Source organism: Proteus sp. ZN5 (genome assembly GCF_011046025.1).
In the GTDB taxonomy this organism is placed as follows: domain Bacteria; phylum Pseudomonadota; class Gammaproteobacteria; order Enterobacterales; family Enterobacteriaceae; genus Proteus.
This window is the reverse complement of record NZ_CP047639.1, coordinates 3420824-3447591: the sequence shown is the minus strand read 5'-3', so window position 1 is coordinate 3447591 and position 26768 is coordinate 3420824. Positions and strand designations below refer to the sequence as shown.

24 protein-coding genes are annotated in these 26768 nt (G+C 38.4%); 12 read left to right on the top strand and 12 right to left on the bottom strand.

What is annotated here, in order from left to right; translation table 11 throughout:
- Positions 1-12 precede the first annotated feature (12 nt).
- A complete protein-coding gene (locus GTK47_RS15910) occupies positions 13-1212 on the top strand; it encodes an aminotransferase class V-fold PLP-dependent enzyme (protein WP_165124994.1) in 1200 nt (399 codons plus the stop codon).
- The gene (locus GTK47_RS15905) at positions 1209-1640 is read left to right on the top strand and encodes an NUDIX domain-containing protein (RefSeq protein ID WP_165124991.1); all 432 of its coding nucleotides are present in this window, start codon (positions 1209-1211) and stop codon (positions 1638-1640) included. The genes GTK47_RS15910 and GTK47_RS15905 overlap by 4 nt, the downstream gene beginning before the upstream one ends.
- 73 nt (positions 1641-1713) lie before the next feature.
- On the opposite strand, the gene moeB is transcribed toward GTK47_RS15905, so the two are convergent.
- Positions 1714-2481 carry a molybdopterin-synthase adenylyltransferase MoeB gene (gene moeB / locus GTK47_RS15900; RefSeq protein ID WP_165124988.1) on the bottom strand — a complete coding sequence of 256 codons (768 nt, stop codon included), beginning with the start codon at positions 2479-2481 and terminating at the stop codon, positions 1714-1716.
- A gap of 5 nt (positions 2482-2486) precedes the next feature.
- Entirely contained in the window at positions 2487-3728 is a 1242-nt protein-coding gene (moeA, locus tag GTK47_RS15895; RefSeq protein ID WP_165126708.1) for a molybdopterin molybdotransferase MoeA, read from the bottom strand.
- A gap of 209 nt (positions 3729-3937) precedes the next feature.
- Here moeA and GTK47_RS15890 point away from each other — a divergent pair, with 209 nt between their 5' ends.
- The 3 genes from GTK47_RS15890 (at position 3938) to yeiB (ending at position 7081) form a co-directional block, all read left to right on the top strand.
- The gene (locus GTK47_RS15890; protein ID WP_165124985.1) at positions 3938-5107 is read left to right on the top strand and encodes a YbfB/YjiJ family MFS transporter; all 1170 of its coding nucleotides are present in this window, start codon (positions 3938-3940) and stop codon (positions 5105-5107) included.
- A gap of 148 nt (positions 5108-5255) precedes the next feature.
- On the top strand, positions 5256-5915 hold the full coding sequence (gene folE / locus GTK47_RS15885; protein WP_165124982.1) for a GTP cyclohydrolase I FolE: 660 nt from the start codon (positions 5256-5258) through the stop codon (positions 5913-5915).
- Between the two features lie 14 nt (positions 5916-5929).
- Positions 5930-7081 carry a DUF418 domain-containing protein YeiB gene (yeiB, locus tag GTK47_RS15880; RefSeq protein ID WP_165124979.1) on the top strand — a complete coding sequence of 384 codons (1152 nt, stop codon included), beginning with the start codon at positions 5930-5932 and terminating at the stop codon, positions 7079-7081.
- Here the strand turns inward: yeiB and sanA are convergent.
- The 6 genes from sanA to metG form a co-directional block, all read right to left on the bottom strand.
- The gene (gene sanA, locus GTK47_RS15875) at positions 7078-7809 is read right to left on the bottom strand and encodes an outer membrane permeability protein SanA (protein ID WP_165124976.1); all 732 of its coding nucleotides are present in this window, start codon (positions 7807-7809) and stop codon (positions 7078-7080) included. The two genes, yeiB and sanA, sit on opposite strands and share 4 nt — an antisense overlap.
- A gap of 141 nt (positions 7810-7950) precedes the next feature.
- Positions 7951-9648, bottom strand: a complete 1698-nt coding sequence (locus GTK47_RS15870) for an NAD-dependent malic enzyme (protein WP_165124973.1) — start codon at positions 9646-9648, stop codon at positions 7951-7953.
- Between the two features lie 213 nt (positions 9649-9861).
- A complete protein-coding gene (gene cdd, locus GTK47_RS15865) occupies positions 9862-10746 on the bottom strand; it encodes a cytidine deaminase (protein WP_165124970.1) in 885 nt (294 codons plus the stop codon).
- Positions 10747-10946: 200 nt separating this feature from the next.
- Complete coding sequence (locus GTK47_RS15860) at positions 10947-11642, bottom strand: CidB/LrgB family autolysis modulator (protein ID WP_165126705.1); 696 nt, start codon at positions 11640-11642, stop codon at positions 10947-10949.
- 2 nt (positions 11643-11644) lie between these two features.
- A complete protein-coding gene (locus GTK47_RS15855; RefSeq protein WP_165124967.1) occupies positions 11645-12118 on the bottom strand; it encodes a CidA/LrgA family protein in 474 nt (157 codons plus the stop codon).
- Between the two features lie 134 nt (positions 12119-12252).
- The gene (metG, locus tag GTK47_RS15850; RefSeq protein ID WP_165124964.1) at positions 12253-14280 is read right to left on the bottom strand and encodes a methionine--tRNA ligase; all 2028 of its coding nucleotides are present in this window, start codon (positions 14278-14280) and stop codon (positions 12253-12255) included.
- A 204-nt stretch (positions 14281-14484) separates the two neighbouring features.
- Between metG and apbC the strand changes: the two genes are divergently transcribed.
- The 5 genes from apbC (at position 14485) to dcuC (ending at position 20727) form a co-directional block, all read left to right on the top strand.
- Positions 14485-15597 (top strand): iron-sulfur cluster carrier protein ApbC, encoded by a 1113-nt coding sequence (apbC, locus tag GTK47_RS15845; protein ID WP_165124942.1) that lies wholly within the window; start codon positions 14485-14487, stop codon positions 15595-15597.
- Between the two features lie 220 nt (positions 15598-15817).
- On the top strand, positions 15818-16459 hold the full coding sequence (udk, locus tag GTK47_RS15840) for a uridine kinase (protein ID WP_023581260.1): 642 nt from the start codon (positions 15818-15820) through the stop codon (positions 16457-16459).
- 67 nt (positions 16460-16526) lie between these two features.
- Complete coding sequence (gene dcd, locus GTK47_RS15835; RefSeq protein ID WP_165124939.1) at positions 16527-17108, top strand: dCTP deaminase; 582 nt, start codon at positions 16527-16529, stop codon at positions 17106-17108.
- A gap of 47 nt (positions 17109-17155) precedes the next feature.
- The gene (gene asmA, locus GTK47_RS15830) at positions 17156-19090 is read left to right on the top strand and encodes an outer membrane assembly protein AsmA (protein WP_165124936.1); all 1935 of its coding nucleotides are present in this window, start codon (positions 17156-17158) and stop codon (positions 19088-19090) included.
- 275 nt (positions 19091-19365) lie between these two features.
- Positions 19366-20727, top strand: a complete 1362-nt coding sequence (gene dcuC / locus GTK47_RS15825; protein ID WP_069367549.1) for an anaerobic C4-dicarboxylate transporter DcuC — start codon at positions 19366-19368, stop codon at positions 20725-20727.
- A gap of 111 nt (positions 20728-20838) precedes the next feature.
- On the opposite strand, the gene GTK47_RS15820 is transcribed toward dcuC, so the two are convergent.
- On the bottom strand, positions 20839-21138 hold the full coding sequence (locus GTK47_RS15820) for a hypothetical protein (RefSeq protein WP_165124933.1): 300 nt from the start codon (positions 21136-21138) through the stop codon (positions 20839-20841).
- 76 nt (positions 21139-21214) lie between these two features.
- Positions 21215-22795: a TerC family protein gene (locus GTK47_RS15815; protein WP_165124930.1), complete on the bottom strand. Its 1581-nt coding sequence runs from the start codon at positions 22793-22795 to the stop codon at positions 21215-21217.
- A 244-nt stretch (positions 22796-23039) separates the two neighbouring features.
- Here GTK47_RS15815 and gndA point away from each other — a divergent pair, with 244 nt between their 5' ends.
- On the top strand, positions 23040-24446 hold the full coding sequence (gndA, locus tag GTK47_RS15810; RefSeq protein WP_023581264.1) for an NADP-dependent phosphogluconate dehydrogenase: 1407 nt from the start codon (positions 23040-23042) through the stop codon (positions 24444-24446).
- Between the two features lie 81 nt (positions 24447-24527).
- Here gndA and GTK47_RS15805 read toward each other — a convergent pair whose 3' ends face one another.
- Both GTK47_RS15805 and GTK47_RS15800 read right to left on the bottom strand, forming a co-directional pair.
- Positions 24528-25127 carry a fimbrial protein gene (locus GTK47_RS15805; protein WP_241256040.1) on the bottom strand — a complete coding sequence of 200 codons (600 nt, stop codon included), beginning with the start codon at positions 25125-25127 and terminating at the stop codon, positions 24528-24530.
- 466 nt (positions 25128-25593) lie between these two features.
- Positions 25594-25962, bottom strand: a complete 369-nt coding sequence (locus tag GTK47_RS15800; protein ID WP_165124924.1) for a helix-turn-helix domain-containing protein — start codon at positions 25960-25962, stop codon at positions 25594-25596.
- A 98-nt stretch (positions 25963-26060) separates the two neighbouring features.
- Between GTK47_RS15800 and nfsB the strand changes: the two genes are divergently transcribed.
- Complete coding sequence (nfsB, locus tag GTK47_RS15795; protein ID WP_165124921.1) at positions 26061-26714, top strand: oxygen-insensitive NAD(P)H nitroreductase; 654 nt, start codon at positions 26061-26063, stop codon at positions 26712-26714.
- Positions 26715-26768 lie beyond the last annotated feature (54 nt).

Below are 26768 nucleotides of genomic sequence, written 5' to 3'. Positions count from 1 at the left end.
AGATATCTAACTATGAATTCAAATTATTCTAAATTCTTACATCCCAAAATTTCTGATGAAATAAAAGAGAGTGTGCAAAACCAGCTTATTGAGGATATCTCCATTTATGATAACGGTGGTATTTATGAACGAGTTGAAAATGAGTTCAAAAGAAAATTTAATGTAGAAAATGCTGTTGCAGTTAATTCTGGAACAACAGCTCTATTTTCTATGTTCTACGGTGCTGGAATTACTCATGGTGATGAAGTTATTGTTCCTAGTTATACTTTTTTTGCAACTTGTGCGCCCCTTCATCAACTGGGAGCAGAATTGAAATTTGCTGATTGTGGAGATAATGGCAATGTTGATCCTAAGGCTGTAGAAGCTTTAATTACTAGTAAGACAAAAGCTGTAGTGATAACCCATATGTGGGGTATTCCATGTGATATGGATGAGCTTATAGATATTTGCAAACGCAACAGTTTGCTTCTTCTGGAAGATAGTTCACATGCACATGGTGCAATGTGGGACGACAAGATAATTGGTAGCTTTTCTGATGGTTCGGCATGGAGTTTTCAAGGTAAGAAGATCCTGACTTCTGGTGAAGGTGGTTTTTTCGCAACTAAACATCGCAGAATATATGAGAGAGCTATCCTAATTGGGCATTTTAATAAACGTGCAAAAAAAGAAGTTCATAATGAGGATTTAAAAGATTTTGCTATTACTGGTACTGGGTTGAATTTGCGAATGCACCCATTAGGAGCAGCCATTGTTATGCCTCAAATGGCTCACTTTGGGCAAATAATGGAGGAAAAGCGAGAAACGGCAATGTTAATGAAAAAAGGCATTGAGTCTATTAATGGCTTAAAAATAGTCCGTATTCCTGACAAAGCTAATCCTGCTTGGTACGCATTACCTATCATATTTGATAAAACTCAATTTACAATTGAGCTCCATGATTTTGTTAAAAAATTAAATGAACTTGGTGCTGTAGAGGCTGATATTCCGGGAACAACTTGCCCACTTAATAATTATTTTTTATTTCACTCTCCACAGAAGATATCTCAAAGTTATTGTAAAAAAGTACGCATTCAAAAATGTCATTTCGAGAATGCCATTAAATTTCATAATAGTATGTTCAAATTAGATGTTTGGTATGGTGAAGAACGCTACAATTTTATTGATAACTATTTATCCATTATTAGAACTGTTGCGGAGTTATATAAAAAATGATTGAGCCTTTAGTTCCTTATAACATATTAAATTCTTTGGATAAATATGATCGTATCGTAGTTGGCGGCATCATTAAAGTTGATGACATAAACGATAAAGTACTTTTTCTAAAACGTTCTCAGCATGAGTTTATGCCTAATGTTTGGGAAATACCTTCAGGTGGTATTGAAGAGGGAGAATCCATGCTTCAAGCACTTAAACGCGAAATAAAAGAAGAGACAAATCTAGATATTTTATATGTTGAGAAATTTGTCAGTGCCGTTGATTATCTTGCCAATGAAGCTAAATGCCTACAAATAAACTTTAATGTACGTTGTTCTGGGAATGTGAAACTAAGTGATGAACACTCTGAATTTATCTTTTCAAGATTAGATACTTTCTTGAGTAATTTAGATGAGTTTATGCTTAAGATAATTACATTAGAGTGAATACCTCTCTCTTCGAAAGGTGATAAGGTAAGTTTAAAGAAGTTAGACTTACCCTATCTAGGATAGAAAGTGGTTAGTTATCGGGTGATTTGGCAGAACACACTTCACAATGCGGATTTTTAGGTAATCTGAATTCACGAAATTGCATTCGCATGGCATCAAACATCAATACCTTACCATGTAAGTTTTCACCATAACCGGTAAGTAATTTAATGGCTTCAACTGCTTGTAATGTGCCAATGGTACCCACAACAGGCGCCATTATACCAGCTTCAACACAACTTAACGCATTATCACCAAAAAGATGACTTAAACAGCGGTAGCAAGGCTCGTCATCTTGGTAGGTGAATACACTGATTTGGCCTTCCATTCGAATGGCTGCACCAGAAACAAGGGGCTTTTTCTGATGAAAGCAGAGACGATTAAGTTGCTCGCGTACTGTCACATTATCAGTACAATCCATAACAATATTATGTTGGCTAATAAGCTCTGCTAAAGCCTCATCTTCAAGTAATGCATCAACAGTTTCTATCGTGACATTAGGATTAATAGCTTCTAAAGTCGCTTTTGCAGATAGCACTTTAGGTTGACCAATCGTGGCGTCGCGATGAAGAATTTGGCGCTGAAGATTAGAAAGGGAAACCGTATCAAAATCTAATAATGTGAGTTTTCCTACACCTGCGGCTGTAAGATATTGTGAGGCGCTACATCCTAAGCCACCCGCACCAACAATCAATACAGAGGCACCTTTCAGCGCCTCTTGCCCGTCAAAGTCAAAACCCCTTAATACAATCTGGCGATTGTAGCGCAGCGTTTCTTCATCGGTTAATTCAATACTCATAAAGGCTATTCACTTTTTAATAGAGAATTAAATAGCTCAATAGTAACAGTTTCACCAGCTGCAACTTTACCGCGTTCACGCTCTAAAACGATAAAGCAATTAGCGACACTAAAGGAGCTATAAACGTGTGAGCCTTGATGACCAGAGGTATCTACTTGCCATACACCTTCTGCATTAATACTTGCAATACCACGTTGAAAATCAAGGCGACCAACTGATTTTTTCAATGGTGATTGTGCAATGGCTTGGAAACGTTGCGGAGCTTTCCAATGGCTAAAGCCTGATAGACGTGCAATTAAAGGCTGAACCAATTGATAGAATGTCACGGTCGCTGACACTGGGTTACCTGGTAAACCGCAGAACCATGCATTATGTAATCGACCAAAGGCAAAAGGTTTTCCCGGTTTTATGGCAAGTTTCCAAAAACCAATTTCACCAATTTCATCAAGAATTTGTTTGGTGTAATCGGCTTCACCCACAGAAACACCACCACTGCTGATCACCAAATCTGCTTCTTGATCAGCCTTTTTAAAGGTTTCACGCAGTTTTTCCGGTGAATCAGGAATAACGCCTAAATCTAAGACCTCACATCCTAGTTTTTCAAGCATTAAACGTACCGCAAAACGGTTGGTATCATAAATTTGACCCGCTTTTAATGGCTGGCCAATGGTTTGTAATTCATCGCCCGTTGAGAAAACAGCCACTTTTAAACGACGATAAACTTGTACGGTTGCCACACCTAAAGAGGCTATTAAAGGTAATTGCGCTGTTGAAAGCTTAGTGCCAGCCGGTAATACAATGTCGTTTTCTTTAATATCTTCACCAATACGGCGAATATTTTGGCCTTTTTTAGCAGGGTGTGAAAAAAGAACACCATTTTCAGTCACTTCAGCTTCTTCTTGCATTATGACAGTATCAACACCCGCAGGAACCATTGCCCCTGTCATAATGCGTACACATTGCCCAGCAGGAAGTTCTCCCTCAAAAGGAATACCAGCGAACGATTTACCTGCAACAGGAAGTGGAGTTTGAGCTTCTAAGTCAGCGTAACGAAGTCCGTAACCATCCATTGCCGAATTATCAAAAGGCGGAACATTCAGTGGAGATGTAATATCTTCACTTAGAATATAATCTGCGGCGTTATTTAATGGAATGTTAAGGGTATTGGTAATTGCCAGCGGTTTTTCAAGTAGTTTTTCTAGCGCTTCATCAAGAGATAATAAACCGCTAACGTGACATTGACTCATCATATACTCCAAGATCTATCGAAATGTTCTGTTTTATTTCATGATACTAATCTATCACGATGAACATCATCATGTCAGAGATCATCTTGTGAATAGAAAGAAATGAAACTTCTTATTGCAAAAATGTTAACTGTCTGGGGTTAATGTGTTGCTTGTTCTGTTATTAATGGGCGGCACATTAAAATGATAAAACAAAATAATGGATATCCATGAATACTTCAAATCACCAAAGTCATTCAGCACAAGCTTTTCATATCGCTTTTAGTGGGTTTCTTGCTTTAGTGGTTGCAATGGGGATAGGGCGCTTTACATTTACACCTCAAGTGCCATTGATGATTGCAGAATATCAATTGACGCTAACAAGTGCGGGTATTGTTGCTGCATTTAATTATCTTGGTTATCTCGCTGGCTCTTATGATGCGATGAAAGCCGTTAAAGGTGCGGGATATCGTTTGTGGGCAGGTCTTTGGGGCGCGGTGATAATTACTCTATTGTCTGCTTTTTTAAATGATGCTTTTACACATAGTATTGCGCGCTTTTTTATTGGCTGGGCAAGTGGTTGGACGTTAGTGCTGGTGGCTTCATGGGCTAACGAGTTACTAGCTCGTCTCAATCGGCCTGCATTAAGTGTGGCTGTTTATGCAGGAACGGGTGCTGGTATATTTATTAGCGGTATTCTTGCTGTGCTAATTATGAAATGGCAAATGAGTGCGACGGCAGGGTGGTTAATTTATGGTTCTCTTGCTTTTATTTGTGCCATATATGTGAGCTACCATCTTCCAAAACCTTGGAAAATGAGCAGAGAAGAAGTAAAAGTTGCCCCTTTAACGCTCACTCCAGCGATGAAAAAGCTGATTTGGGGTTATACCTTTGCCGGATTTGGCTATATTTTACCTGCCACATTTCTTTCTCAAATGGCGGCAGAGCGCTTTCCAGGTAGCTTGATCGCGCAATTTGTTTGGCCTGTTTTTGGTGCTTCAGCTGCATTGTGTATCGGGATCGCTATTTTAACGCGTAATATACTAAATACACAGTTACGCCTAGCCATTACGCTTTGGTTACAAGCATTAGGTATTTTGATTGCAGAGTGGATCCCGACGATAACAGGGCTTGCGATTGGCGCATTCTTAATTGGTGGCGGTCTTATGTGCGCTGTACAACTTGCTTTTTTACGAGGCAGAGAACTAGCTCCTGACCATGGGCGTTATATGGCGGGTTTACTCACCACTTTTTATGCCATCGGACAATTAGTTGGCCCCGTAATTTCTTCACTTTCAACCGCATTAACAGGAAAATTAGAACCTGCACTTTATGTTGCTTTTATTGTGTTGATGATCGGTGGTTTTCTGGTGTGTTTAAAAGAAAAAGAGCATCCGTAAACTAAAAATAGCTCATACAAAAATGCAATAATTTCATAACGAAAAATGCGGTATCGCTGGATAATGTGATTGAGGTCATCTAAAGTGTAGGCTGTTGTTGCTAAGTGTGATAACAGCTACTTAATTAATGTGTTTATCGGAGAGTCCAATGTCATCATTAAGTAAAGAGGCGCAATGGGTGCATACTGCGTTAGTTGAACGCGGTTTGGAAACGCCTCTTCGTGAACCAAAACTCTCTCCAAGTGAGAGTAAACAGCAAATTGAACATCATATGACAGAAGTGATGAAGCTGTTAAATCTGGATTTAAGCGACGATAGTTTAGCTGAAACACCTCGTCGTATCGCTAAAATGTATGTTGATGAAATTTTCTCAGGGCTGGATTACCACAACTTCCCAAAAATCACGCTAATTGAAAATAAAATGCAAGTTGATGAAATGGTGACAGTACGAGATATCACATTAACAAGTACTTGTGAACATCACTTTGTCACTATTGATGGTAAAGCGATTGTGGCTTATATCCCGAAAGATAAAGTGATTGGGTTATCTAAAATTAATCGTATTGTGCAATTCTTTGCTCAACGCCCTCAAGTTCAAGAACGCTTAACACAGCAAATTCTTATCGCATTACAAACGTTACTAGGTACTAAAAATGTGGCTGTTTCTATTGATGCGGTTCACTACTGTGTTAAAGCTCGTGGTATTCGTGATGCAACGAGTGCAACAACAACAACTTCGTTAGGTGGGTTATTTAAATCGAGTCAAAATACGCGTCAGGAATTTTTGCGCGCTGTTCGTCATCTTTGAGATTTTAAATAAAAATGAATGAATCGTCTCATCAACGTATCGAAGCTCTCGATGCGTTGAGAGGAATGGCGATCCTTGGCATTTTATTGCTCAATATTTCAGGTTTTGCATTATTAAGAGTGGCTTCATTTAACCCATTACATTCGGGAGAAGCTTCTTTTGGTGATCGTATAACATGGATGGCATTAAATCTGTTTGCTCAAGGAAAATTCCTCTTTATTTTTGCGTTGCTATTTGGTGGTACGCTTTATCTCCTTTTATATAAAGGAACGCGTTTTAATATATCGCGGTTAGTTATACTGGCACTGATTGGCCTTATTCACACACTATTTATTTGGGAAGGTGATATTTTATTTCCATATAGTGTGTGTGGTTTATTTGTTTTTGCGTTTATTAAATCAATAGCGACAAAATACCAGTTTATATTGGGAGCAATACTCTATTTTTGTGGCGCTCTTATTTTAGGTACGTTGTTTTACTATTATCGTGACTTTATTGATACCGTTTGGTACAGCACTCCATATTCTCAATTGGCTGAATCAGATTGGAAAACAGGGCCTTATTTAAATAGTGTTTATTATCGTTTGAATGAGCTAAGTCTTTTTGTTTTTAACTTAGTACGTCAATACAGTTGGTTTTTGTTTGGTGCGATGTTGATGGGCTCTGCGTTAATGGCATCAGGTTGGTTACAGCAGAAATTTAGCCGTACTCATTATGGCTATGTAGCGCTTTATTTCCTCGCAATCAGTTTAAGCTTACAAACAGTTATTGTGCTGGTGGATTATTATCTTGATTGGGATTACCGTTGGGCGGCTATTTTGGCACAACCTTTAACTATGTTGATCCAAGTGATGCAAAGTTTGGGGTATATTGCGCTGTTTTATTGGAGTTGGGATAGTATTCAACACTCTTATTTTGCCTATGCTTTACGTTGTGTTGGCAAAATGGCGTTAACAACCTATTTAATGCAAAGCCTTATCGGTATTTATTTATTTCAGCGTATGGGGCTATTTAATCAATTTACTCTACCGGAATTGATGCCTTTTGTTGCTGTCATTTGGGCAATCAATATTACTTTTGCTGTGATTTGGTTACGTTATTTCCCACAAGGGCCAATAGAGTGGATCTGGCGTAAATCAGCTTCAAAATTAGCGCAATTTTTTTAGGTTTTTTCATGATTATTTTCGTTCAGAGGAAGTGATTCGACTTCCTCTGGTGAAACCGCGGGATAACCTTTAATGCCTTCAGGAATAGATTGTATTGCCGGAATAGTTTCTGGTGGCCCTAAAAAGCGTGGTTCACGGTTTAGAATATACACATCAATCATTGCGCCTGCTCTGGCAAATACTTCGCGTACACGTACTTTAAACATGCTTTTAGGGGATGCAACCGCAAAGCATTGTGCGTCAATTCCTTTTTCTAATGCGATAAAAACGGCTCGTTCACAGTGAAAACGCTGAGTGATAATGGTAAACCCATCTGTACCAAATACCTCTTTTGTTCTTACTACTGAATCAAGTGTTCTGAAGCCTGCAAAATCCATCACAATACGAGAGGCAGGAATTCCCGCTTTAATGAGATCTTTACGCATGGTATTCGGTTCATTATAGCTATGCTTGGCATTATCACCGCTGAGTAATAAATACTGAATTTTGCCACTATTATAAGCATTAACAGCGCCTTGGATGCGGTATTGATAAAACTGATTTATATAACCGCTGGTATAGTACTTCGATGTACCTAATACCATGCCCACTTTTTTAGCGGGTAACGTATCCACATCTTCAAAGATATAAGGATTGGTTTTCCACCCGATCCAGCGATCACAGGCAATCAAGGTGACAGCAAGCAGAGTAAAAAGTGTGAGAAAGAGATAAATGAGGCGTTTTAGCATTTCCTTGCCTTAATGACGCAAATAATGAATGACTTTCATAATGCTTAAGGCTACTTGAGCGGAGATAGGGAAGCAAGAAAAAAGCGCCTCATATTAAGTAATGACGCGCTTTTCAGAATGGTACTTAGTGTTTCAAGCTACTTAGAACGAAGTTCTTTTGTAAATACGGTACTCTGGTGACCAATAGTTACGTTCAATTGCTTCTTCTAATGCTGAATCAGAAGTGACAGTAGCAACACCTTGTACCTGTGCTTCTTTTGCAACTTGTTTTGCGATATAACGCGAAACTTGTTGAATATCAGCTAGTAAAGGTAACAGAGAGCCATCACCCCCTTTTGCCATTGGTGAGCAATCTGCTAATGCACGGCTTGCAACCATTAACATGGCATCAGTCACACGTTTTGCACCACATGCGATAACACCTAATCCAATACCAGGGAAGATATAAGAGTTGTTGCATTGTGCAATTGGATACTCTTTATCTTTGTATTTAACCGGTGCAAATGGGCTACCCGTTGCGACTAAAGCTTGTCCATCAGTCCAATTGATAATATCTTCAGGACGTGCTTCTACACGAGAAGTCGGGTTAGATAATGGCATTACGATAGGGCGTTCACAATGTTTGTGCATTTCACGAATAATTTCTTCAGTGAATAAACCTGCTTGCCCTGAAACACCAATTAGAATCGTTGGTTTTGCATTTTTAACGACTTCTAACAGTGAAATCGCATCACTTCCCGTTTCCCAATCAGCAATTGCTTCGCTTTTTTGGATAAGTTTGCTTTGGAAATCAAGAAGATTAGGTAGTTTGTCTGTTAATAAGCCAAAACGGTCAACCATAAAGATACGTTCACGCGCTTGCTCATCACTTAAACCTTCAGATTTCATTTGGGCAATGATTTGCTCAGCAATACCACAACCCGCAGAGCCTGCGCCTAAGAAAGTGACCGTTTGGTCTTTTAATTGGCGACCTGCAGCACGACTTGCTGCAATTAGGCTACCTAAAGTAACAGATGCTGTACCTTGAATATCATCGTTAAAGCAGCATAGCTCATCACGATAACGGTTTAATAAAGGCATCGCATTTTTTTGTGCGAAGTCTTCGAATTGCAGTAAAACATTTGGCCAGCGACGTTTAACAGCTTGAATAAACTCATCAACAAACTCGTTATATTCATCACCTGTAATTCGAGGATGACGCCATCCCATATACAGAGGATCGTTTAGACGTTGTGGGTTATTAGTACCAACATCAAGTACAACAGGCAGTGTGTACGCTGGGCTAATACCACCACACGCGGTATATAAAGAGAGTTTACCGATAGGAATACCCATACCACCGATACCTTGGTCACCTAGACCAAGAATACGTTCGCCATCAGTTACAACAATGACTTTTACGTTCTGTTTGGTGGCGTTTTGCAGCATATCATCGATATTGGCGCGGTTAGGGTAAGAGATAAATAAACCACGAGCACGACGATAAATATCAGAGAAATGTTCACAAGCTTCACCCACTGTTGGTGTGTAAATGATTGGCATCATTTCAGTTAGGTGAGATTCCAATAGACGGTAAAACAGGGTTTCATTGGTATCTTGGATATTTCGTAGGTAAATATGTTTATCGTTATCGTTTTTGAAATCAAGATATTGGCGATAAGCGCGTTCAACCTGCTCTTCGATGGTTTCAACTGCTTCAGGCAGTAAACCATGTAAGTTAAAGGTGCTGCGTTCTTCTTCGCTGAAAGCACTACCTTTATTTAACAGGGGAAATTCAAGCAGGATTGGACCTGCATACGGGATGTAGAGAGGGCGTTTACTTTCGTGTTCCAGTTCCATGAAAAATACTCTTGTAAGGCAGTTAGTCACATGACAATTGTAGATCCTACAAAATAATAAAAATATGTACAGCTTATGTTATTTTTTTATGATTTTTATGCTTAGAAATGAGAGATAGATACGGTTGTTACAACTTTTTCTGGTAAGCATCAGCAAAATTTACATGCTGATGCTTTTTTAAGAGAGATTTTTAGAGGAATAAGTTAAAACTTTTTACAAAGTGATGCGTTGCATTTGGCGACAACCTAAAGCAGTTAATGTTGCTTGTGTTGCATCCCATTGCGTTAAAATTGTCTCTGCTTTTTCGATTAAGACAGCCGATTCAATATCCATCACACTCTCACCTGCCATATTTAACAAAATTAAAGCGGCTTGTAATGGCGGTAAACTTGGATTGAATGCAGCATTTTCTGCGTAACTACCTTGGAAAATTTTGCCATTTTTCATTTGAACGGCAATACCACTGTGCGACTCACTATAAGGAGCATGGCTACGGTTAGCGGCTTGTAGCGCCTGTTGTGCTAATTCACTAGGGTTATCAATTTTGTAACCGTGATTAACTTTGTCCATTAGTAAAGAGGTGATATTGAGATCTTTCGGACCAAAGCTATCAGGTAAATAATCACCTAATGTTGCCATTTTTCTACCTGGTAACTGAATTTGAATATGGGTACCACTGTTCAATTCGTTCATAAACTGGCGACAATGACCACAAGGTGTATAGTTGACGGTGACGGAGATTAAGCGAGATTCACCACGTAACCATGCATGAGTCACAGCACTTTGTTCAGCGTGAACGGTTTGTTGTAGCGGAGCGCCAGCGAATTCCATATTGGCACCGAAGTAGAGATTACCACTTTCACCACGCGCAACTGCACCGACTTTAAAATTAGAGATGGGTGCAACAGCACAAGCAGCAGCAACCGGTAAAAGTGCTAGGGCTAAGGCATCATCATTACATTGTAACTGTGTTTTTATGGCGTTGACCTGCTCTGCCGTAAACATTGCAGGAAATTCATCCTGCTCAAGATAAGGAGCAAGTGCTTGTTGTAACTGAGGGGATAAATCTGACCAAACTGCCTGAAAACGAGTATGCATACATGAGTCTCCCATTAATCTTTCTGTATTATAAGATTCTAGGCATCTTTACTCATTCTTATATGTGATGAAAATCATATTTTCAATGAAACAATTGCAACAAATTCATTAATTGAGAGATGCATCTCAAATTTATAGTAAAAATCCCCGAAATAAATTTAATTAAATCGGGGATTTAAGAATGGAGAGTAAGAAAGATATCAACTATAAAGATGCAAAATAATAGGGAAGATAAATGGCGCGGTAAGAGATGTAATAATCCCGCATGTCATTAATGCCAATGAACTGTAAGCACCTTCGATATAATCCACTTCTGCGGCTCTTGCTGTTCCGACTGCGTGAGAAACCGTACCCATTGCTAAACCACGAGAGGCATGGGTAGGAATACGTAGTATTTTAAATAACGAGTGACCAAAAATAGCCCCTAAAATACCTACGGCAATAACACATGCTGCACTGATTGCAGGAATACCTCCGATAGAGTCCGCAACAGCCATTGCAATTGGTGTTGTCACTGATTTTGGTAAGATTGATGCGGCAATTTCAGGTGTTGCTCCTGCCCATAACGCAATGGCTGTGCCACTGACCATCGCAGCAATACTACCAATAAAGCAAATACTAATTAATGATTTCCACTGTGCGCGAATTTGGTGTAATTGCTGATAAAGCGGTATAGCTAAAGCGACAACGGCAGGTTGCAGTAAGTCATTTAAAATACGACTACCTGCAAAATAATTTTCGTAAGGTACTTTTGCTATTAATAAAATAGGGATAATCACCACAATCGCAATTAAAAGCGGATTTAAAATAGGTAATTTAAATCGAGCTGCAAGCTTGCGAGCTAAGTAAAAAATAAAAATACTTAAAGGAAGTGACCACCAAATATTCATCAACATGGCTAACATTTTTTCTTCTCACTTAACGCTTTATCGTCGTCTTTCTCTTTTGTATTCACAACATCTTCAACTTGGTCTGGTTTCGACCCCACGATAACGCGCTCACGATGAACGTAGTGTGAGCAATATGCAACGAGTGCCATAACACCAAAAGTACTCACGACGCAGGCTAAAACGATAGGAAAAAGTTGCTGACTTAACAAATCATAATAGTTCATTACACCAACACCGATAGGGATAAAGAGTAATGACATATTTTTTAACAGGATATTGGCACCAGGTTTAACCCAACGCAAAGGGATAAGCTGGAAAGCAAGTAAACCAAAAAGGATCAGTAAGCCAACGATACTGCCAGGAACGGCAAAGGGTAGAAGGGCTGAAATAAGATTACCAGCAAAAAGACAAAGATAAAGTACCAAAAAAGATCGTAGATAATGCCAAAGTGTAATCTGTAATCGTGCCCGTTTAGATTTCATAAATAAGTGTCCCAAATCAACTAACAGAATTATCATACACCGATTTTGAAAGTGTGCTATGGATCACAATAAAAAAAGAGCGGGGTTCTAATAGAACCCCGCCATTTATTTACTTGGCAAATGAATCTTGGTTGTTATTTCACTTGTTGACCCGGTTTTGCACCAGAATCTGGGCTGAGTAAGAAGATATCTTTATCGCCAGGGCCTGCTGCCATTACCATGCCTTCTGAAATACCAAAACGCATTTTACGAGGTGCTAAGTTTGCCACCATTACCGTTAAGCGACCTTCTAACACTTTAGGATCTGGGTATGCCGTACGAATACCTGAGAATACTTGGCGAGTTTCGCCTCCTAAGTCCAAAATTAGTTTCAGCAGTTTGTCTGAGCCTTCAACAAAATCGGCTTGTTTAATTTCAGCGATACGCATATCGATTTTCGCAAAATCATCAAACTTGATGGTTTCTTGAATTGGTGAATCTGCTAATGGACCTGTCACTTCTTTTACAGGTGCAATGGTACTTTTTGATGCTTCAACCATTGCATTGGCTTTATCCATTTCAATGCGGTTAAACAACGCTTTGAATTTAGTGATCTCTTGGCCTAACAGTGGCTCTTCAAGTGCATCCCATGTTAATTGGGTTTGTAAAAAGGCTTCTGAGCGCTCTGTCAGTGAAGGTAATACTGGTTTCAGATAAGTCATTAGTACGCGGAACAAGTTGATTCCCATAGTACAGATTGCTTGTAACTGAGCATCTTGACCTTCTTGTTTTGCTACTACCCAAGGCGCTTTTTCGTCGATATAACGGTTAGCTTCGTCTGCTAATGCCATAATTTCACGAACAGCTTTACCAAACTCACGATTTTCAAATGATTGTGCGATGGTTTCTTTCATCTCAACAAAGTGTTGATAAAGCTTAGCATCATCTAAGGAATCAGCTAATTTGCCATCAAAACGCTTGCTGATAAAACCTGCTGTGCGTGATGCAAGGTTAACCACCTTATTAACAATGTCGCTGTTTACACGTTGTACAAAGTCTTCTAAGTTTAGGTCAATATCATCAATGCGTGATGAAAGTTTTGCTGCATAGTAATAGCGTAGGCAATCTGCATCAAAATGGTCAAGATAAGCGCGAGCAGTAATAAAGGTGCCACGAGATTTTGACATCTTCGCACCATTTACTGTGACATAACCATGAACAAACAAGTTTGTTGGTTTGCGATATTCGCTACCTTCTAACATTGCAGGCCAGAATAAGCTGTGGAAATAGACGATATCTTTACCAATAAAGTGATAAAGCTCAGCTTTGCTGTCTTTATTCCAGAACTCATCAAAACTTAAATCACCACGTTTTTCACATAAGTTTAAGAAAGAACTCATGTAGCCAATTGGTGCATCTAGCCATACATAGAAATATTTACCCGGCGCATCTGGAATTTCGAAACCGAAATAAGGCGCATCACGAGTGATATCCCACTGTTGTAAACCGCTGTCGAACCACTCTTGCATTTTATTCGCAACTTGCTCTTGTAGTGCACCAGAGCGGATCCATTCTTGCAACATGTTGCTAAATGCAGGTAAGTCGAAGAAGTAGTGTTCAGTTTCACGCATAACAGGTGTTGAGCCTGATACGACAGAGCGTGGATTAATTAATTCTGTTGGGCTGTAAGTTGAGCCACAAACTTCACAGTTATCACCATATTGGTCTTGCGCTTTACATTTAGGGCAAGTGCCTTTTACAAAGCGATCAGGCAAGAACATGCCTTTTTCTTCATCATAAAGCTGAGAAATAGTTTTGCTTTTGATGTGACCATTCTTTTTCAGTGCAAGATAAATTTTAGTCGATAATTGGCGACTCTCTTCACTGTGTGTAGAGTGATAATTGTCATAACTGATATTGAAGCCAGCAAAATCCTGCTGATGCTCTTTGCTCATTTCTTCAATCATTGCTTCTGGCGTAATACCCAGCTGCTGAGCTTTCAGCATAATAGGGGTGCCGTGAGCATCGTCAGCGCAGATGAAATGAACTTCTTTGCCGCGCATTCGTTGATAACGGACCCAGATATCTGCCTGAATGTGCTCAAGGATATGACCGAGATGAATTGAACCGTTAGCATAAGGTAACGCGCAGGTTACCAGTAATTTATTCGCGACGTGAGACATAGTAAGGATCTTACTTCCATAAAATTAATAAAAGGGACTTCGATGTTAACCGATCCGTCATGATGTCGCTAGGGCAATAAGCGAGTTTTTGCAAGAGAAATTTCAGTTGGCAAATTGAGGTAAGGCATTATCGTAGTCATCTACTATCTGATATGATAGATGCACTCATATATTTAATAAATAATGAAAACGAGAGGAGCCGGGATGAGTGATAAATCCCCCGAGCAGACCACCCCTGAGATTCTGAACGAAAAAGTTTCAGGTGTCCTGTCTACTTTTGAACACCCGACATTGAAACGTAATCTGCTTTCTCTAAAAGCATTACATCAATGTGCGATGATTGACGATGTTCTTCATATCGAATTAGTGATGCCATTTGTTTGGAAAAAAACTTTCCAAGTCCTAATCGAAGAAAAAACTGCTGAACTTCGCAACATCACTGGTGCTAAAGCCATTGAATGGAAACTCAAGCATAATATTTCAACTTTACGTCGTGCAAATGATCTGCCTGGCGTTAATGGTGTGCGTAATATTCTTGCCGTGAGCTCTGGTAAAGGTGGTGTAGGTAAATCAAGTACAGCCGTTAACCTTGCATTAGCCCTTGCACAAGAAGGCGCTAAAGTAGGTATTCTTGACGCTGATATTTATGGTCCATCTATTCCTAATATGTTGGGTACCACAATGGAGCGTCCAACGTCTCCTGATGGACAACATATGGCGCCGATTATGGCTTATGGTTTAGCGTCTAACTCTATCGGTTATTTAGTCACTGATGATAATGCGATGGTATGGCGTGGTCCTATGGCGAGCAAAGCATTAATGCAAATGCTCCAAGATACGCTGTGGCCTGATTTGGATTATCTGGTTATCGATATGCCACCGGGAACCGGTGATATCCAATTAACCTTATCTCAAAACATCCCTGTAACCGCAGCGGTTGTGGTAACAACACCACAAGATATTGCGCTGGTGGATGCGATGAAAGGGATCGTCATGTTTAAGAAAGTCAATGTGCCTGTATTAGGTATTATTGAAAACATGAGCGCACATATTTGTAGCAACTGTGGTCACCTTGAACCTATCTTTGGTACTGGTGGTGCGGCGAAATTGGCTGAGAAGTATCATTGCGAATTATTAGGTCAAGTTCCTCTTCATATCTCTTTACGTGAAGACTTAGACCGCGGACAACCAACAGTGATGCGTGATCCGGAAGGCGAGTTTGCTGATATTTATCGCGAAATCGCATCAACAGTTTCTGCTCAAATGTATTGGGATGGTGATGCAATCCCAACGGAAATTTCTTTCCGCGCAGTGTAATTGCAGTAAAATAATACGTTGAATTATTTACTGATTAAAATGGAGAGCCATTTGGCTTTCCATTTTTTACATGTGATTTCCGACTGTTTTTGATAAAAAACAAATAGATTTCTGGTTTTACGCTGGAACCAGAGTGATTTCAAAACTATAATCTGCGCTAGCGTAATATTTACATATTATTACGTTATCCCTCTTTTTATTTCAAACCAGGTTTTTGATTATGGCTGACACAGCACATCAGTGCACAATTGTAGGTATCGCTGGAGCCTCTGCTTCGGGTAAAAGTCTTATTGCAAGTACACTTTACCGTGAATTAAGAGCACAAGTAGGTGATCATAATATCGGAGTGATACCAGAAGATTGTTATTATCGTGACCAAAGTGATTTAACGATGGAAGAACGATATAAGGTCAATTATGACCACCCAAATTCGATGGATCACGCACTTTTATATCAGCATTTGTGTGAACTAAAAGCAGGAAAAACCATCGAACTTCCTCAATACGACTACGTTGCTCACACTCGCAAAGCAGAATCCATTCCTTTTCAACCTAAAAAAGTTATTATCATAGAAGGCATCTTGTTATTAACAGATAAACGCCTGCGTGAAGAGATGGATTTCTCTATCTTTGTTGATACGCCATTAGATATTTGCTTAATGCGCAGAATTAAACGCGATGTAAATGAACGTGGACGTAGCTTAGACTCAGTCATTGAACAATATAATAAAACCGTTCGTCCTATGTTCTTCCAGTTTATTGAACCTTCTAAACAATATGCCGATATTATTGTACCAAGAGGGGGTAAAAACCGCGTTGCGATTGATATTCTGAAAGCAAAAATTGGGCAATTCTGCGAATAATGGGTTCATTTATGGGCAGCTTTCATGCATGATGAAACTGCCTGTTTAATTTGAAGAAGGAAATAAAATGCGATTATGCGACCGTGATATTATTCAGTGGCTGGATGAAGGTAAATTAGTCATTGAACCCCGCCCGCCCGTCGAGCGAATTAACGGCGCAACAGCAGATGTTTGCTTAGGGAACCAGTTCCGTGTTTTCCAAGGTCATACTGCTGCTTATATTGATTTAAGTGGACCTAAGGCAGAAGTGAATGCAGCGCTAGAGCGTGTAATGAGTGATGAAATTGTTTTACCTGAAGGTGAAGCCTTTTACTTACACCCCGGTGAATTAGCGTTAGCTGTGACGCTTGAATCAGTCACCTTGCCTGATAATGTTGTTGGATGGTTAGATGGACGCTCATCATTAGCTCGTTTGGGTTTAATGGTGCATGTTACTGCTCATCGTATTGATCCCGGTTGGCATGGACAAATCGTATTAGAGTTTTTTAACTCAGGTAAACTCCCACTTGCATTAAGACCGGGTATGGTTATTGGTGCATTAAGCTTTGAACCAATGTCTGGTTCTGCTGATAGACCTTATAATCGTCGTCAAGATGCAAAATATAAAAATCAACAAGGTGCAGTTGGTAGTCGGATTAGTGAAGATTAACTATCTTTATAATCATTATTATCATATTTCACTAAGCGGGTAATTGTATGAAAAGGTTTTTGACAACACTGGCTATTTTGCTTGTGGTTATTTTGGCAGGCTTAACAGCGTTAGTTTTACTCATCAACCCCAATGATTTCCGCGGATACCTTGTTGAAAGGGTCGAAAAACAAAGCGGTTATAAACTGACATTACAAGATGATATGCGTTGGCATGTATGGCCAAAATTAAGCATTATTAGTGGTAAAATGTCATTGACAGCACCCGGTGCTGAAATGCCTTTAGTTACCGCCGATAATATGCGTCTGGATGTTGAGTTATTACCGCTACTTTCGCATCAACTTGAAGTAAAAGAAGTCATGCTTAAAGGTGCCGTTGTTCGCCAAACACCAGAAAGCAAAGCTATTCCTAAAATATCACCGCCTTCTACTCCTCGAGATATTTCTCGCCCAGTAATCGAACCCAGAGCCAATAATTGGCAATTGAATATCGCCAAAGTAAAAATTTCAGACAGCTTAATTATTTGGCAAATGAAAGACGGTGAGCAGCTTAATTTACGCGATATTAATTTATCGTTGAAAACAGACGAGAAAAAACAAGTTAGTCTTGAGATGAGCACGAAAGTGAATCGTGACCGTCGTGAGATTACGCTAAATGTTGCCGCTAATGCGGATATGAACAGTTATCCTTACCAAATTGCAGGTAATATCACACAGTTAGATTATGCTTTATCAGGAATAGGGATCCCTGAAAATGGTATAGCAGGAAGTTTAACGTCAGATTTTACGATCCAAAATGAAGGTGTGAGAAAAATTTCACTTGATAACTTAAATCTCACTGCGAATGACAGCCAACTGCAAGGTAATATCAGTGCGGAATTTGCAGGTAAAACACGTTATCAAGTTGATTTAAAAGGTGAACAATTAAATTTAAATACGTTGTTACCAGAGTTAGCCGCGGCTAAAACAACGGAAACCGCATTATTGTCCCCTAAAGATAATCAGACGCCATCATCGTTCTCATTATTTAATATTGCACATGCAGCGCCAGCGCCAAATGCCACAATTATGGCAAAGCCGGTTATTACTTCAGTTACTATTGAAAATAAAGAATATGATTTAACGCATTGGGGCGATATTGAGTTTACGCTGAAATTAGCACTGAATAAGCTTCTTTATAAAGATTTAGAGATTAATAATTTTAAACTTGATGCGCTAAATAATCCTAATTCGCTGAATATTCAAACCTTAACAGGACAAATTCTTCAAGGTGATTTTTCACTTCCGACGGTGATCTCTACAAGCATTGTGCCAGCACATATCAGCATGGATGTCACAATGAACAATATCCCATTACAGCCGCTATTGCGTGTATTTAATCAGCCTGAAAATTTTAGTGGATTAATTTCGGCAAAAGGGAATTTAGAAGGTGCGGGATATAACCGAAAAGCCTTTTATAATTATTGGCAAGGTACGCTTAATACCTCTGTTACCCAATTTAAAATGCAGGGATTAAATGTACCACAGGTTATTCAGCAATCGGTCGCTCAAGCAACGGATAAAGTGATTTACCCTGAAGATATCGAAAGTTACACCCAAGCAGATAATGTGATTGCCCAATTTAAATTAGCGCCAAAAGGGAAAGTAACGGTTAATTCACTTGATGCTCAAGCAGAGGCTTATCAAATTAAAGGGCAGGGCAAAGTGGATCTTCAACGCCATGATCTTGATGTAATGTTACTTGTTAATATCAAAAAAGGTTGGGGTAAAGAAAACGAGTTTATTCGTCAATTAGCTAAAATTGAAATACCATTAAGGCTTTACGGTGATTGGAATGCGATTCAATATGAACTTAATATTGAAAAATTACTGCGTGATCAATTACAGCAAAAAGCCAAGCAAGCTATCGATAATTGGTTAAATAAACAAGATGCTGAAAGCCCAGAAGTAAAAGCACTTAATCAGTTATTGAAGAAAATCTAATTTCGCGATTTTTAACTTCATCACATTCTTAATAAAAGCACACTATTTTGATAATTGTGTGCTTTTTGCTTTATATCTATCATTTAATTTATGTTTTGAATGAAAAGTAAGCATTCGTGCTATGTATATGTAAAAAAATAGTCGTTTTTTTTGATATATGTCATACACTGCAACGTTGCCTTTGGGCAGAGTGTGTCAATCGCACTAAACGCAAAAATGATGATAAAAATAAAAAACTTCATTTTATAAATGACTACTTTAGACAGGATAAATAAATGATTGAAATTCTTATCGGCGCCTTCGTTGCTGTAGGTGTTGGGCGTTATATTGTAAAAGGCTATTCACCAACCGGTGTTTTAATGACGGGTGGTCTGTTATTACTGATCATCAGCGTTATTATGGGAAGAGCTGTTTTACCTGCAAGTGCAACTGCGACAGGTTATGGTTTAATCGATATTGTTGAGTATGTGAAAAATCTACTAATGAGCCGAGGTGGCGATTTAGGGATGATGATCATGATACTTTGTGGTTTTGCTTCTTATATGACACACATCGGTGCTAATGATGTTGTTGTTAAATTAGCATCACGCCCACTAAAAATGATTAACTCACCATATCTTCTGATGGTCGCGGCTTACATTGTTGCGTGCTTGATGTCACTGGCTGTTTCATCAGCAACAGGTTTAGGTGTGTTATTAATGGCAACTTTATTCCCTGTTATGGTGAATATGGGAATTAGTCGTGGTGCTGCTGCTGCAATTTGTGCGTCTCCAGCCTCTATTATTTTAGCGCCAACATCAGGTGATGTTATTTTAGCCGCTGAAGCGTCTCAAATGCCGTTGATTGATTTCGCATTTAAAACCACATTGCCTATCTCTATTGCTGCAATTATTGGTATGTGCATTGCGCACTTCTTCTGGCAACGTTACCTTGACCGCAAAGAGCACATTGAAACTGAAATGTTAGACGTGAATGAAATCAAAACTCACGCACCAAGTTTCTATGCGATTTTACCTTTTACGCCAATCATTGGTGTTCTCGTTTTTGATGGTAAATGGCTACCAGAGCTTCATATCGTTGCCATTATTATCATCTGTATGATTTTAGCGGCTATTATCGAATTTATTCGCAGCTTTAGTGCAAAACAAGTTTTTGAAGGTTTAGAAGTTGCTTACCGCGGTATGGCAGATGCATTTGCTCAAGTTGTTATGTTATTAGTCGCAGCAGGGGTATTTGCTCAAGGTTTAACAACGGTTGGCTTTATTAATGCCTTAATTGAAGGTGCTCAGTCATTAGGTTCAGGTGCGATTGTGATGATGATTGCACTGGTATTAATTACCATGTTAGCGGCAATGACCACTGGCTCTGGTAACGCACCATTCTATGCTTTTGTTGAATTAATTCCTCGTTTAGCAAGCAATATGGGTGTTAACCCCGCTTATTTAACTATTCCAATGTTACAAGCTTCAAACTTAGGCCGTACATTATCACCTGTTTCTGGTGTTGTGGTTGCGGTATCGGGTATGGCAAAAATTTCACCTTTCGAAGTGATGAAACGTGTTTCTGTACCTGTTTTAGTAGGTCTTGTTATTGTTATTGTTGCTACTGAAATTCTTGTACCAAGTACATTGGGTTAATTTTTATTGTATTGAATTAATCTAAGATTATTGTTTTAAATTTTATGGATGGGCTTTGTGATAAACAAAGCCCGTTTTTTATTGGCTTAAGAAAAGTTGTATAGAATATAACTATTTAAACTGAATAAAGGCATTTGCGACTTTTTTAGGACCTTCATAAATTTCAAATTTTTCTAATTCTTTTAAGAAATGATGAGGGGCATGTTCAACTAAAAACTGCATATTACCCTCACTTACCCAATGTTCTGACTCTTTCTGTGTGTGAGTGATTTCAATCGCAAGGCTCCAATTATTTGGTTTGTAAGGCAGTTGAGTAGTTGGATAATAAAAACCAGCTAAAGGCGGTGGTGATCGTCTTCCCCCTTCAACAGGGGTTAACCAGACGATTTTAACGCTGACATTGGTATGCATATTATTTTCCAGTAGATACAATCTTCAGATAAAAAATATCCGCCTTAAAGGCGGATATTTTGCTATTTGACAGGGATTACGCTTCGTCAACGTTTTCTTCGTCTTCAGGTGTTGGTTCTACAATTCGAACTTTATTAATTCGATGGTTGTTCACTTCTAACGGCTCAAATTCAATGCCATCAATAAGGATCTTTTCACCAACAGTTGGAACACGTTGTAAATGTTCCATTAATAAGCCTGCTAAGGTTTCATACTCACGTTTTTCATCCAATTTGATTGGAATATAAAGCACTAAGTCTTCAAGTGGTGTAAAACCATTTACAGTCCATGAACCGTCTTCATTTTGAACCAAGTCGTGACGTGAATCGTTCTCTTCAGAACTGACTGGCAAGTTACCCGCAATGGTTTCCATTACGTCAGTTAACGTGACGATACCCTCTACTGAACCGAATTCATCTACAACAAAAGCGAAGTGGGTATGTGCACTTCGGAATTGTTCTAATGCTTGCAGTAAGGATAAACCTTCAGGGAAGATCAACGGTTGTGTTACTAACAATCGTAAGTTTAACGATTCATTACGTAATTGTTGATTCAGTAGCTGAATAACATTAACAACACCAACAGGCTCATCACCATATTGCTCATCAGTGACCACTAAGCGAGAGTGAGGATCCTTTTCCAACAATTGGCGGATATCATCTTGTGTTGCACTTAAGTCTACGTATTCAACATCATGGCGAGATGTCATGATACTGTTAACATTACGTTGGCTTAAACCAAGCACACGCACAATCATTTGGCGTTCTTGGGGATCAAACACTTCTTCTGAGCTGGAGACTAAATCAGATGTGTGAGGATCTAATTCAGAAGATTCAGGTTTACCATTAATAATACGTAGCACCGCTTCTGCTGTGCGCTCACGTAAAGAGCGAGAAGCAGATAAGAAACGGCGACGGTTAAATTGTGCTAGCTGATTAAAGACTTCTATCATGATAGAGAAGCCAATCGCCGCATATAGGTAACCTTTTGGAATAGCGTAACCAAAGCCTTCGGCAACTAATGCAAAACCAATCATCAGCAAGAAGCTTAAACACAAGATAACAATGGTTGGGTGATTATTGACGAAATTGGTTAGAGGCTTACTTGCAAGGATCATCAAGAACATTGCAATAGTGACAGCCGCAATCATAACGCCTAAATGATCAACCATACCCACAGCGGTTATCACGGAGTCAAGCGAGAATACCGCATCTAGCACGATAATTTGTGCAACAACAGACCAAAAGCTGGTTGTTTTGCGTTGTTTTCCCTCGCTGTGATCTTTACCTTCTAGCCGTTCATTAAGCTCCATAGTGGCTTTAAACAGCAAGAATATCCCTCCGAGAAGCATAATTAAATCTCTCGCACTGAAAGGATGATCAAACAGTGTAATAAGAGGTTTTGTCAGAGTGATAAGCCAAGAGAGACTAAATAACAACACAACTCGCATAACAAGGGCACACAATAAACCTGTTATACGTGCTTTATCTCTTAGTTTTGCTGGAAGTTTATCTGCCAGAATAGCAATGAAAACAAGGTTATCAATACCAAGTACGATTTCGAGAACAATTAGGGTGGAGAGCCCTACCCAGATCGTCGGATCCAAGATCCATTCCATACAGTTTGTTTTACCTTCTATAAAGACGGCATATGCCGACTTGGGAATAATGAGCAATTTGAAGGAAATTTTCAATAAATTATTATCGATCGCAGAGGAATAATTTCATTTTGTCTAAAAGATTGTGATACCAATTACATCAATAACTACCACCAAGTGAGAGAGTGAGTTACTATGTGATCAGGTTAACAAATTGTCAGTACATTGATACTGGCAGGTTTATTTTCAGACGGGAGTTATTTTCATGTCAAAACAGCAAATCGGCGTGGTTGGTATGGCAGTTATGGGACGTAACCTTGCGCTAAATATTGAAAGCCGTGGTTATTCTGTATCCATTTACAACCGCTCAAGCGATAAAACCAACGAAGTTATCGCTGAAAATCCAGGTAAAAAACTGGTTCCGAATTATTCTATTGAAGAGTTTGTTGATTCGTTAGAAAAACCGCGCCGTATTTTATTAATGGTAAAAGCGGGTGAAGCAACGGATAAAACAATTGCTGCATTGACACCGCATTTAGATAAAGGTGATATCCTTATCGATGGCGGAAATACTTTCTTTAAAGATACTATTCGTCGTAACCGTGAATTATCAGCACAAGGTTTTAACTTTATTGGTACTGGTGTTTCTGGTGGTGAAGAAGGCGCATTAAAAGGACCTTCAATCATGCCGGGTGGACAAAAAGAAGCTTACGAATTAGTCGCGCCAATCCTTGAAAAAATTGCGGCTGTTGCTGAAGGCGAACCTTGTGTGACTTATATCGGTGCTGATGGTGCGGGCCATTATGTGAAAATGGTTCACAACGGTATCGAATATGGCGATATGCAACTGATTGCAGAAGCGTATTCAGTATTAAAACACTCTTTAGGTTTAACTAACGAAGAACTCGCAGAAACCTTTACAGAGTGGAATAAAGGTGAATTAAGTAGCTACCTGATTGAAATCACGGCTGATATCTTCCGTAAAAAAGATGACGAAGGTAAATACCTTGTTGATGTTATTCTTGATGAAGCGGCAAATAAAGGTACAGGTAAATGGACTAGCCAAAGCTCTTTAGACTTAGGTGTACCCGTTACTCTTATCACTGAGTCTGTGTTTGCTCGTTATATCTCTTCATTAAAAGATCAACGTGTTGCAGCATCTAAAGTATTATCAGGGCCAACACCTAAAGCATTCTCTGGCGACAAAAAAGCCTTTATTGAAAATGTTCGTCGTGCACTGTATTTAGGTAAAATCGTTTCTTATGCTCAAGGTTTCCAACAACTGAAAGCAGCATCAGACGAATATAACTGGGATTTAAACTACGGTGAAATCGCGAAGATTTTCCGTGCGGGTTGTATCATTCGTGCTCAATTCCTGCAAAAAATTACAGATGCCTATAATGAAGATGCAAGTATTGCAAATCTGCTGTTAGCACCATACTTCAAACAAATCGCTGATGATTACCAACAAGCTTTACGTGATGTTGTTTGTTATGGTGTACAAGCTGGTATTCCTACTCCAACATTCTCTGCAGCTATTTCTTACTACGATAGCTATCGTGCAGAAGTGTTACCAGCAAACTTAATCCAAGCTCAACGTGACTATTTTGGTGCGCATACTTATAAACGTACTGATAAAGATGGCGTATTCCATACAGAGTGGATGGAATAAGTAAGATTAAATATTAAATTAAAGCCTTTAAGGGTGCTGGTAATACAGCACCTTTTTTCTTTAATGAAAATAAATATCTAATTATTTATATTGCAGAGTATAAACAACACTACTATTAACTTTACCAGCAGTTGTTGTACCTGTTGCGTAGTATTCAACAGCATAAGGTAATGTTGCTGAAAATGTATCAGAATCAATATCTACATAAGATGTATTAGTGACTTGTGAGGTGCTACCAACTTTAATTGGAGCAAAATTATTACTACCATCTAGTAATTGTAAATTAACAAAAGTAGCACCTGTAGCACTGGTATCCATATTTTTAAGTCGTCCAGTCACTGGATCAACGGTGACCCCTGCTTCAAAAAATGCTGAGACAAGACTGTGAGTAACATCGCTTGAATCTGAATTCATTCTCCAAATAGTAATAGTAGGAATTACATTTTCGCAATCGTGTAGATTCATATTAAATGCAGTCCGTCCAGTTACTTGACCAGCTTGAGTTAATGCATTTGTACTTACTGTAGGTAAAGTAATGGTTGCATTAGGTCCTTGTCCTTCTATATCAACTTTACAAGTTGTTGTTGTTAATAGACCATTAAAATTGATGGTACCCGTATTATCGTCAGCAAATACCGTACCTACTGTTAAGCTCAATGCGATAGCGAATGATGTACTCAAAAAAGTTTTCTTCATACAAACTCTCTAAAATAGTAATTAATAAATAAAAGTAGTAGCCATGTTTTTATATAAAAATATTAGAATATAGTTTTATAACAGATTTACTACGTGATTTTACTAATATATATATCATCTTAAAATAAATGAAATTGGTTTTTTCTATATAAATCAACTTAATGATAGTGAATTTCTATAAGAGAGTAATTATTATTAAATAATTAAAAATCAATAGATTATGTTTTTATTTTATATAAATAAAGTTATTATCATAATAAGATAGAGAAATAAGACAGATTCGTTTTTTATGCAATATATTTATCTAAATAACATCATTATAAGACTTATTTTTATTTTATTTTATATTTAAATTACCCATTTAATGGGTATTATTTTTCTAAATTAAATTTTATAAATGATGTTAAATATTTTTTCTCAGAAATTAATATTCTAATTAAGGAAAGCGTTATCATTTTCTATTGGCAGATCTTTCTAATAGGGGTATTGCTCTTTCTTCTCCCCAGCTTTGTAGTGCCGCTAAAACGTAAGAGAGTGATTCTCCATCCTCGCTGAGTTTATATTCAACTTTGGGCGGAATTTCAGCATACACTTTGCGTTCGATAAGCCCGTCAGATTCAAGTTCACGTAACTGTTTAGTTAGCATTCGAGGCGTTATCGAAATAAATTTTCTTTTTAGCTCATTAAATCGTAGTATTTTTCCCTGTAAATGGTAAAGCATCATACCTTTTCCCTTGCCTCCCATCAGCTCTAAAGACGCTTCAACAGGGCATCCATCATAGGTGTAGTCGTTATATCTATTCTTTTTGGCAGTATCCATTTTTATCCTATATACATAAATTGTACATACTTGCCAGATGGTAAATTATAATTAAAATGTGCCTGATATAAGAGTCTTATTTGGAATAGGTGTAATAAATGAATTTATTAAAGATATTGAAAACACGTTATGCGACAAAACATTTTGATAAAAACAAAGTGATCCCTGAGCAAGAATTAGAACAAATAAAAGCATTATTACAACTAAGCCCATCAAGTGTGAATACTCAACCGTGGCATTTTATCATCGCGAAAACTGATGATGCTAAGCAGAAAATTGCCAGCTCAACAGAGGGTGGATATGAGTTTAATAAAGAGAAAATATTAAGTGCTTCACATGTTGTGGTTATGTGTGCAAGAAATACATTAACTGAAGAATATCTCTCTCATTTGCTTGAATTAGAAGATCAAGCTGGACGATATCCAGCAGCCGAATTCAAAGAACAAAATAACCTCGCAAGATCATTTTTTGTTAATCTACATGAAAAACAACTTGGTGATTTATCTCATTGGATAGAGAAGCAGGTTTATTTAAATATGGGCTCACTATTACTAGGCGCCGCAACGTTAGGAATAGATGCTCTTCCAATGGAAGGCTTTGATTTATCCAAAATAGATTCAACATTTTCTTTAAATGATAAAGGACTTCATGCTGTGACAATTGTTGCATTAGGTTATAGAGAAGAAGATGATTTCAACTACAATTTACCAAAATCAAGATTACCACAAAGTGAAGTTATCACAGATATTTAGATTTTAAATTTTTGATTTAAACCTCACTTTATTATTGAGTGAGATTTTTTATGA

What these genes read in the sequence shown, in the direction of transcription:
- GTK47_RS15910 (WP_165124994.1), top strand. Translation starts at nt 13, where the DNA reads ATGAATTCAAATTATTCTAAATTCTTACATCCCAAAATTTCTGATGAA.
- GTK47_RS15905 (WP_165124991.1), top strand. Translation starts at nt 1,209, where the DNA reads ATGATTGAGCCTTTAGTTCCTTATAACATATTAAATTCTTTGGATAAA.
- moeB (WP_165124988.1), bottom strand. Translation starts at nt 2,481, where the DNA reads ATGAGTATTGAATTAACCGATGAAGAAACGCTGCGCTACAATCGCCAG.
- moeA (WP_165126708.1), bottom strand. Translation starts at nt 3,728, where the DNA reads ATGAGTCAATGTCACGTTAGCGGTTTATTATCTCTTGATGAAGCGCTA.
- GTK47_RS15890 (WP_165124985.1), top strand. Translation starts at nt 3,938, where the DNA reads ATGAATACTTCAAATCACCAAAGTCATTCAGCACAAGCTTTTCATATC.
- folE (WP_165124982.1), top strand. Translation starts at nt 5,256, where the DNA reads ATGTCATCATTAAGTAAAGAGGCGCAATGGGTGCATACTGCGTTAGTT.
- yeiB (WP_165124979.1), top strand. Translation starts at nt 5,930, where the DNA reads ATGAATGAATCGTCTCATCAACGTATCGAAGCTCTCGATGCGTTGAGA.
- sanA (WP_165124976.1), bottom strand. Translation starts at nt 7,809, where the DNA reads ATGCTAAAACGCCTCATTTATCTCTTTCTCACACTTTTTACTCTGCTT.
- GTK47_RS15870 (WP_165124973.1), bottom strand. Translation starts at nt 9,648, where the DNA reads ATGGAACTGGAACACGAAAGTAAACGCCCTCTCTACATCCCGTATGCA.
- cdd (WP_165124970.1), bottom strand. Translation starts at nt 10,746, where the DNA reads ATGCATACTCGTTTTCAGGCAGTTTGGTCAGATTTATCCCCTCAGTTA.
- GTK47_RS15860 (WP_165126705.1), bottom strand. Translation starts at nt 11,642, where the DNA reads ATGTTGATGAATATTTGGTGGTCACTTCCTTTAAGTATTTTTATTTTT.
- GTK47_RS15855 (WP_165124967.1), bottom strand. Translation starts at nt 12,118, where the DNA reads ATGAAATCTAAACGGGCACGATTACAGATTACACTTTGGCATTATCTA.
- metG (WP_165124964.1), bottom strand. Translation starts at nt 14,280, where the DNA reads ATGTCTCACGTCGCGAATAAATTACTGGTAACCTGCGCGTTACCTTAT.
- apbC (WP_165124942.1), top strand. Translation starts at nt 14,485, where the DNA reads ATGAGTGATAAATCCCCCGAGCAGACCACCCCTGAGATTCTGAACGAA.
- udk (WP_023581260.1), top strand. Translation starts at nt 15,818, where the DNA reads ATGGCTGACACAGCACATCAGTGCACAATTGTAGGTATCGCTGGAGCC.
- dcd (WP_165124939.1), top strand. Translation starts at nt 16,527, where the DNA reads ATGCGATTATGCGACCGTGATATTATTCAGTGGCTGGATGAAGGTAAA.
- asmA (WP_165124936.1), top strand. Translation starts at nt 17,156, where the DNA reads ATGAAAAGGTTTTTGACAACACTGGCTATTTTGCTTGTGGTTATTTTG.
- dcuC (WP_069367549.1), top strand. Translation starts at nt 19,366, where the DNA reads ATGATTGAAATTCTTATCGGCGCCTTCGTTGCTGTAGGTGTTGGGCGT.
- GTK47_RS15820 (WP_165124933.1), bottom strand. Translation starts at nt 21,138, where the DNA reads ATGCATACCAATGTCAGCGTTAAAATCGTCTGGTTAACCCCTGTTGAA.
- GTK47_RS15815 (WP_165124930.1), bottom strand. Translation starts at nt 22,795, where the DNA reads ATGGAATGGATCTTGGATCCGACGATCTGGGTAGGGCTCTCCACCCTA.
- gndA (WP_023581264.1), top strand. Translation starts at nt 23,040, where the DNA reads ATGTCAAAACAGCAAATCGGCGTGGTTGGTATGGCAGTTATGGGACGT.
- GTK47_RS15800 (WP_165124924.1), bottom strand. Translation starts at nt 25,962, where the DNA reads ATGGATACTGCCAAAAAGAATAGATATAACGACTACACCTATGATGGA.
- nfsB (WP_165124921.1), top strand. Translation starts at nt 26,061, where the DNA reads ATGAATTTATTAAAGATATTGAAAACACGTTATGCGACAAAACATTTT.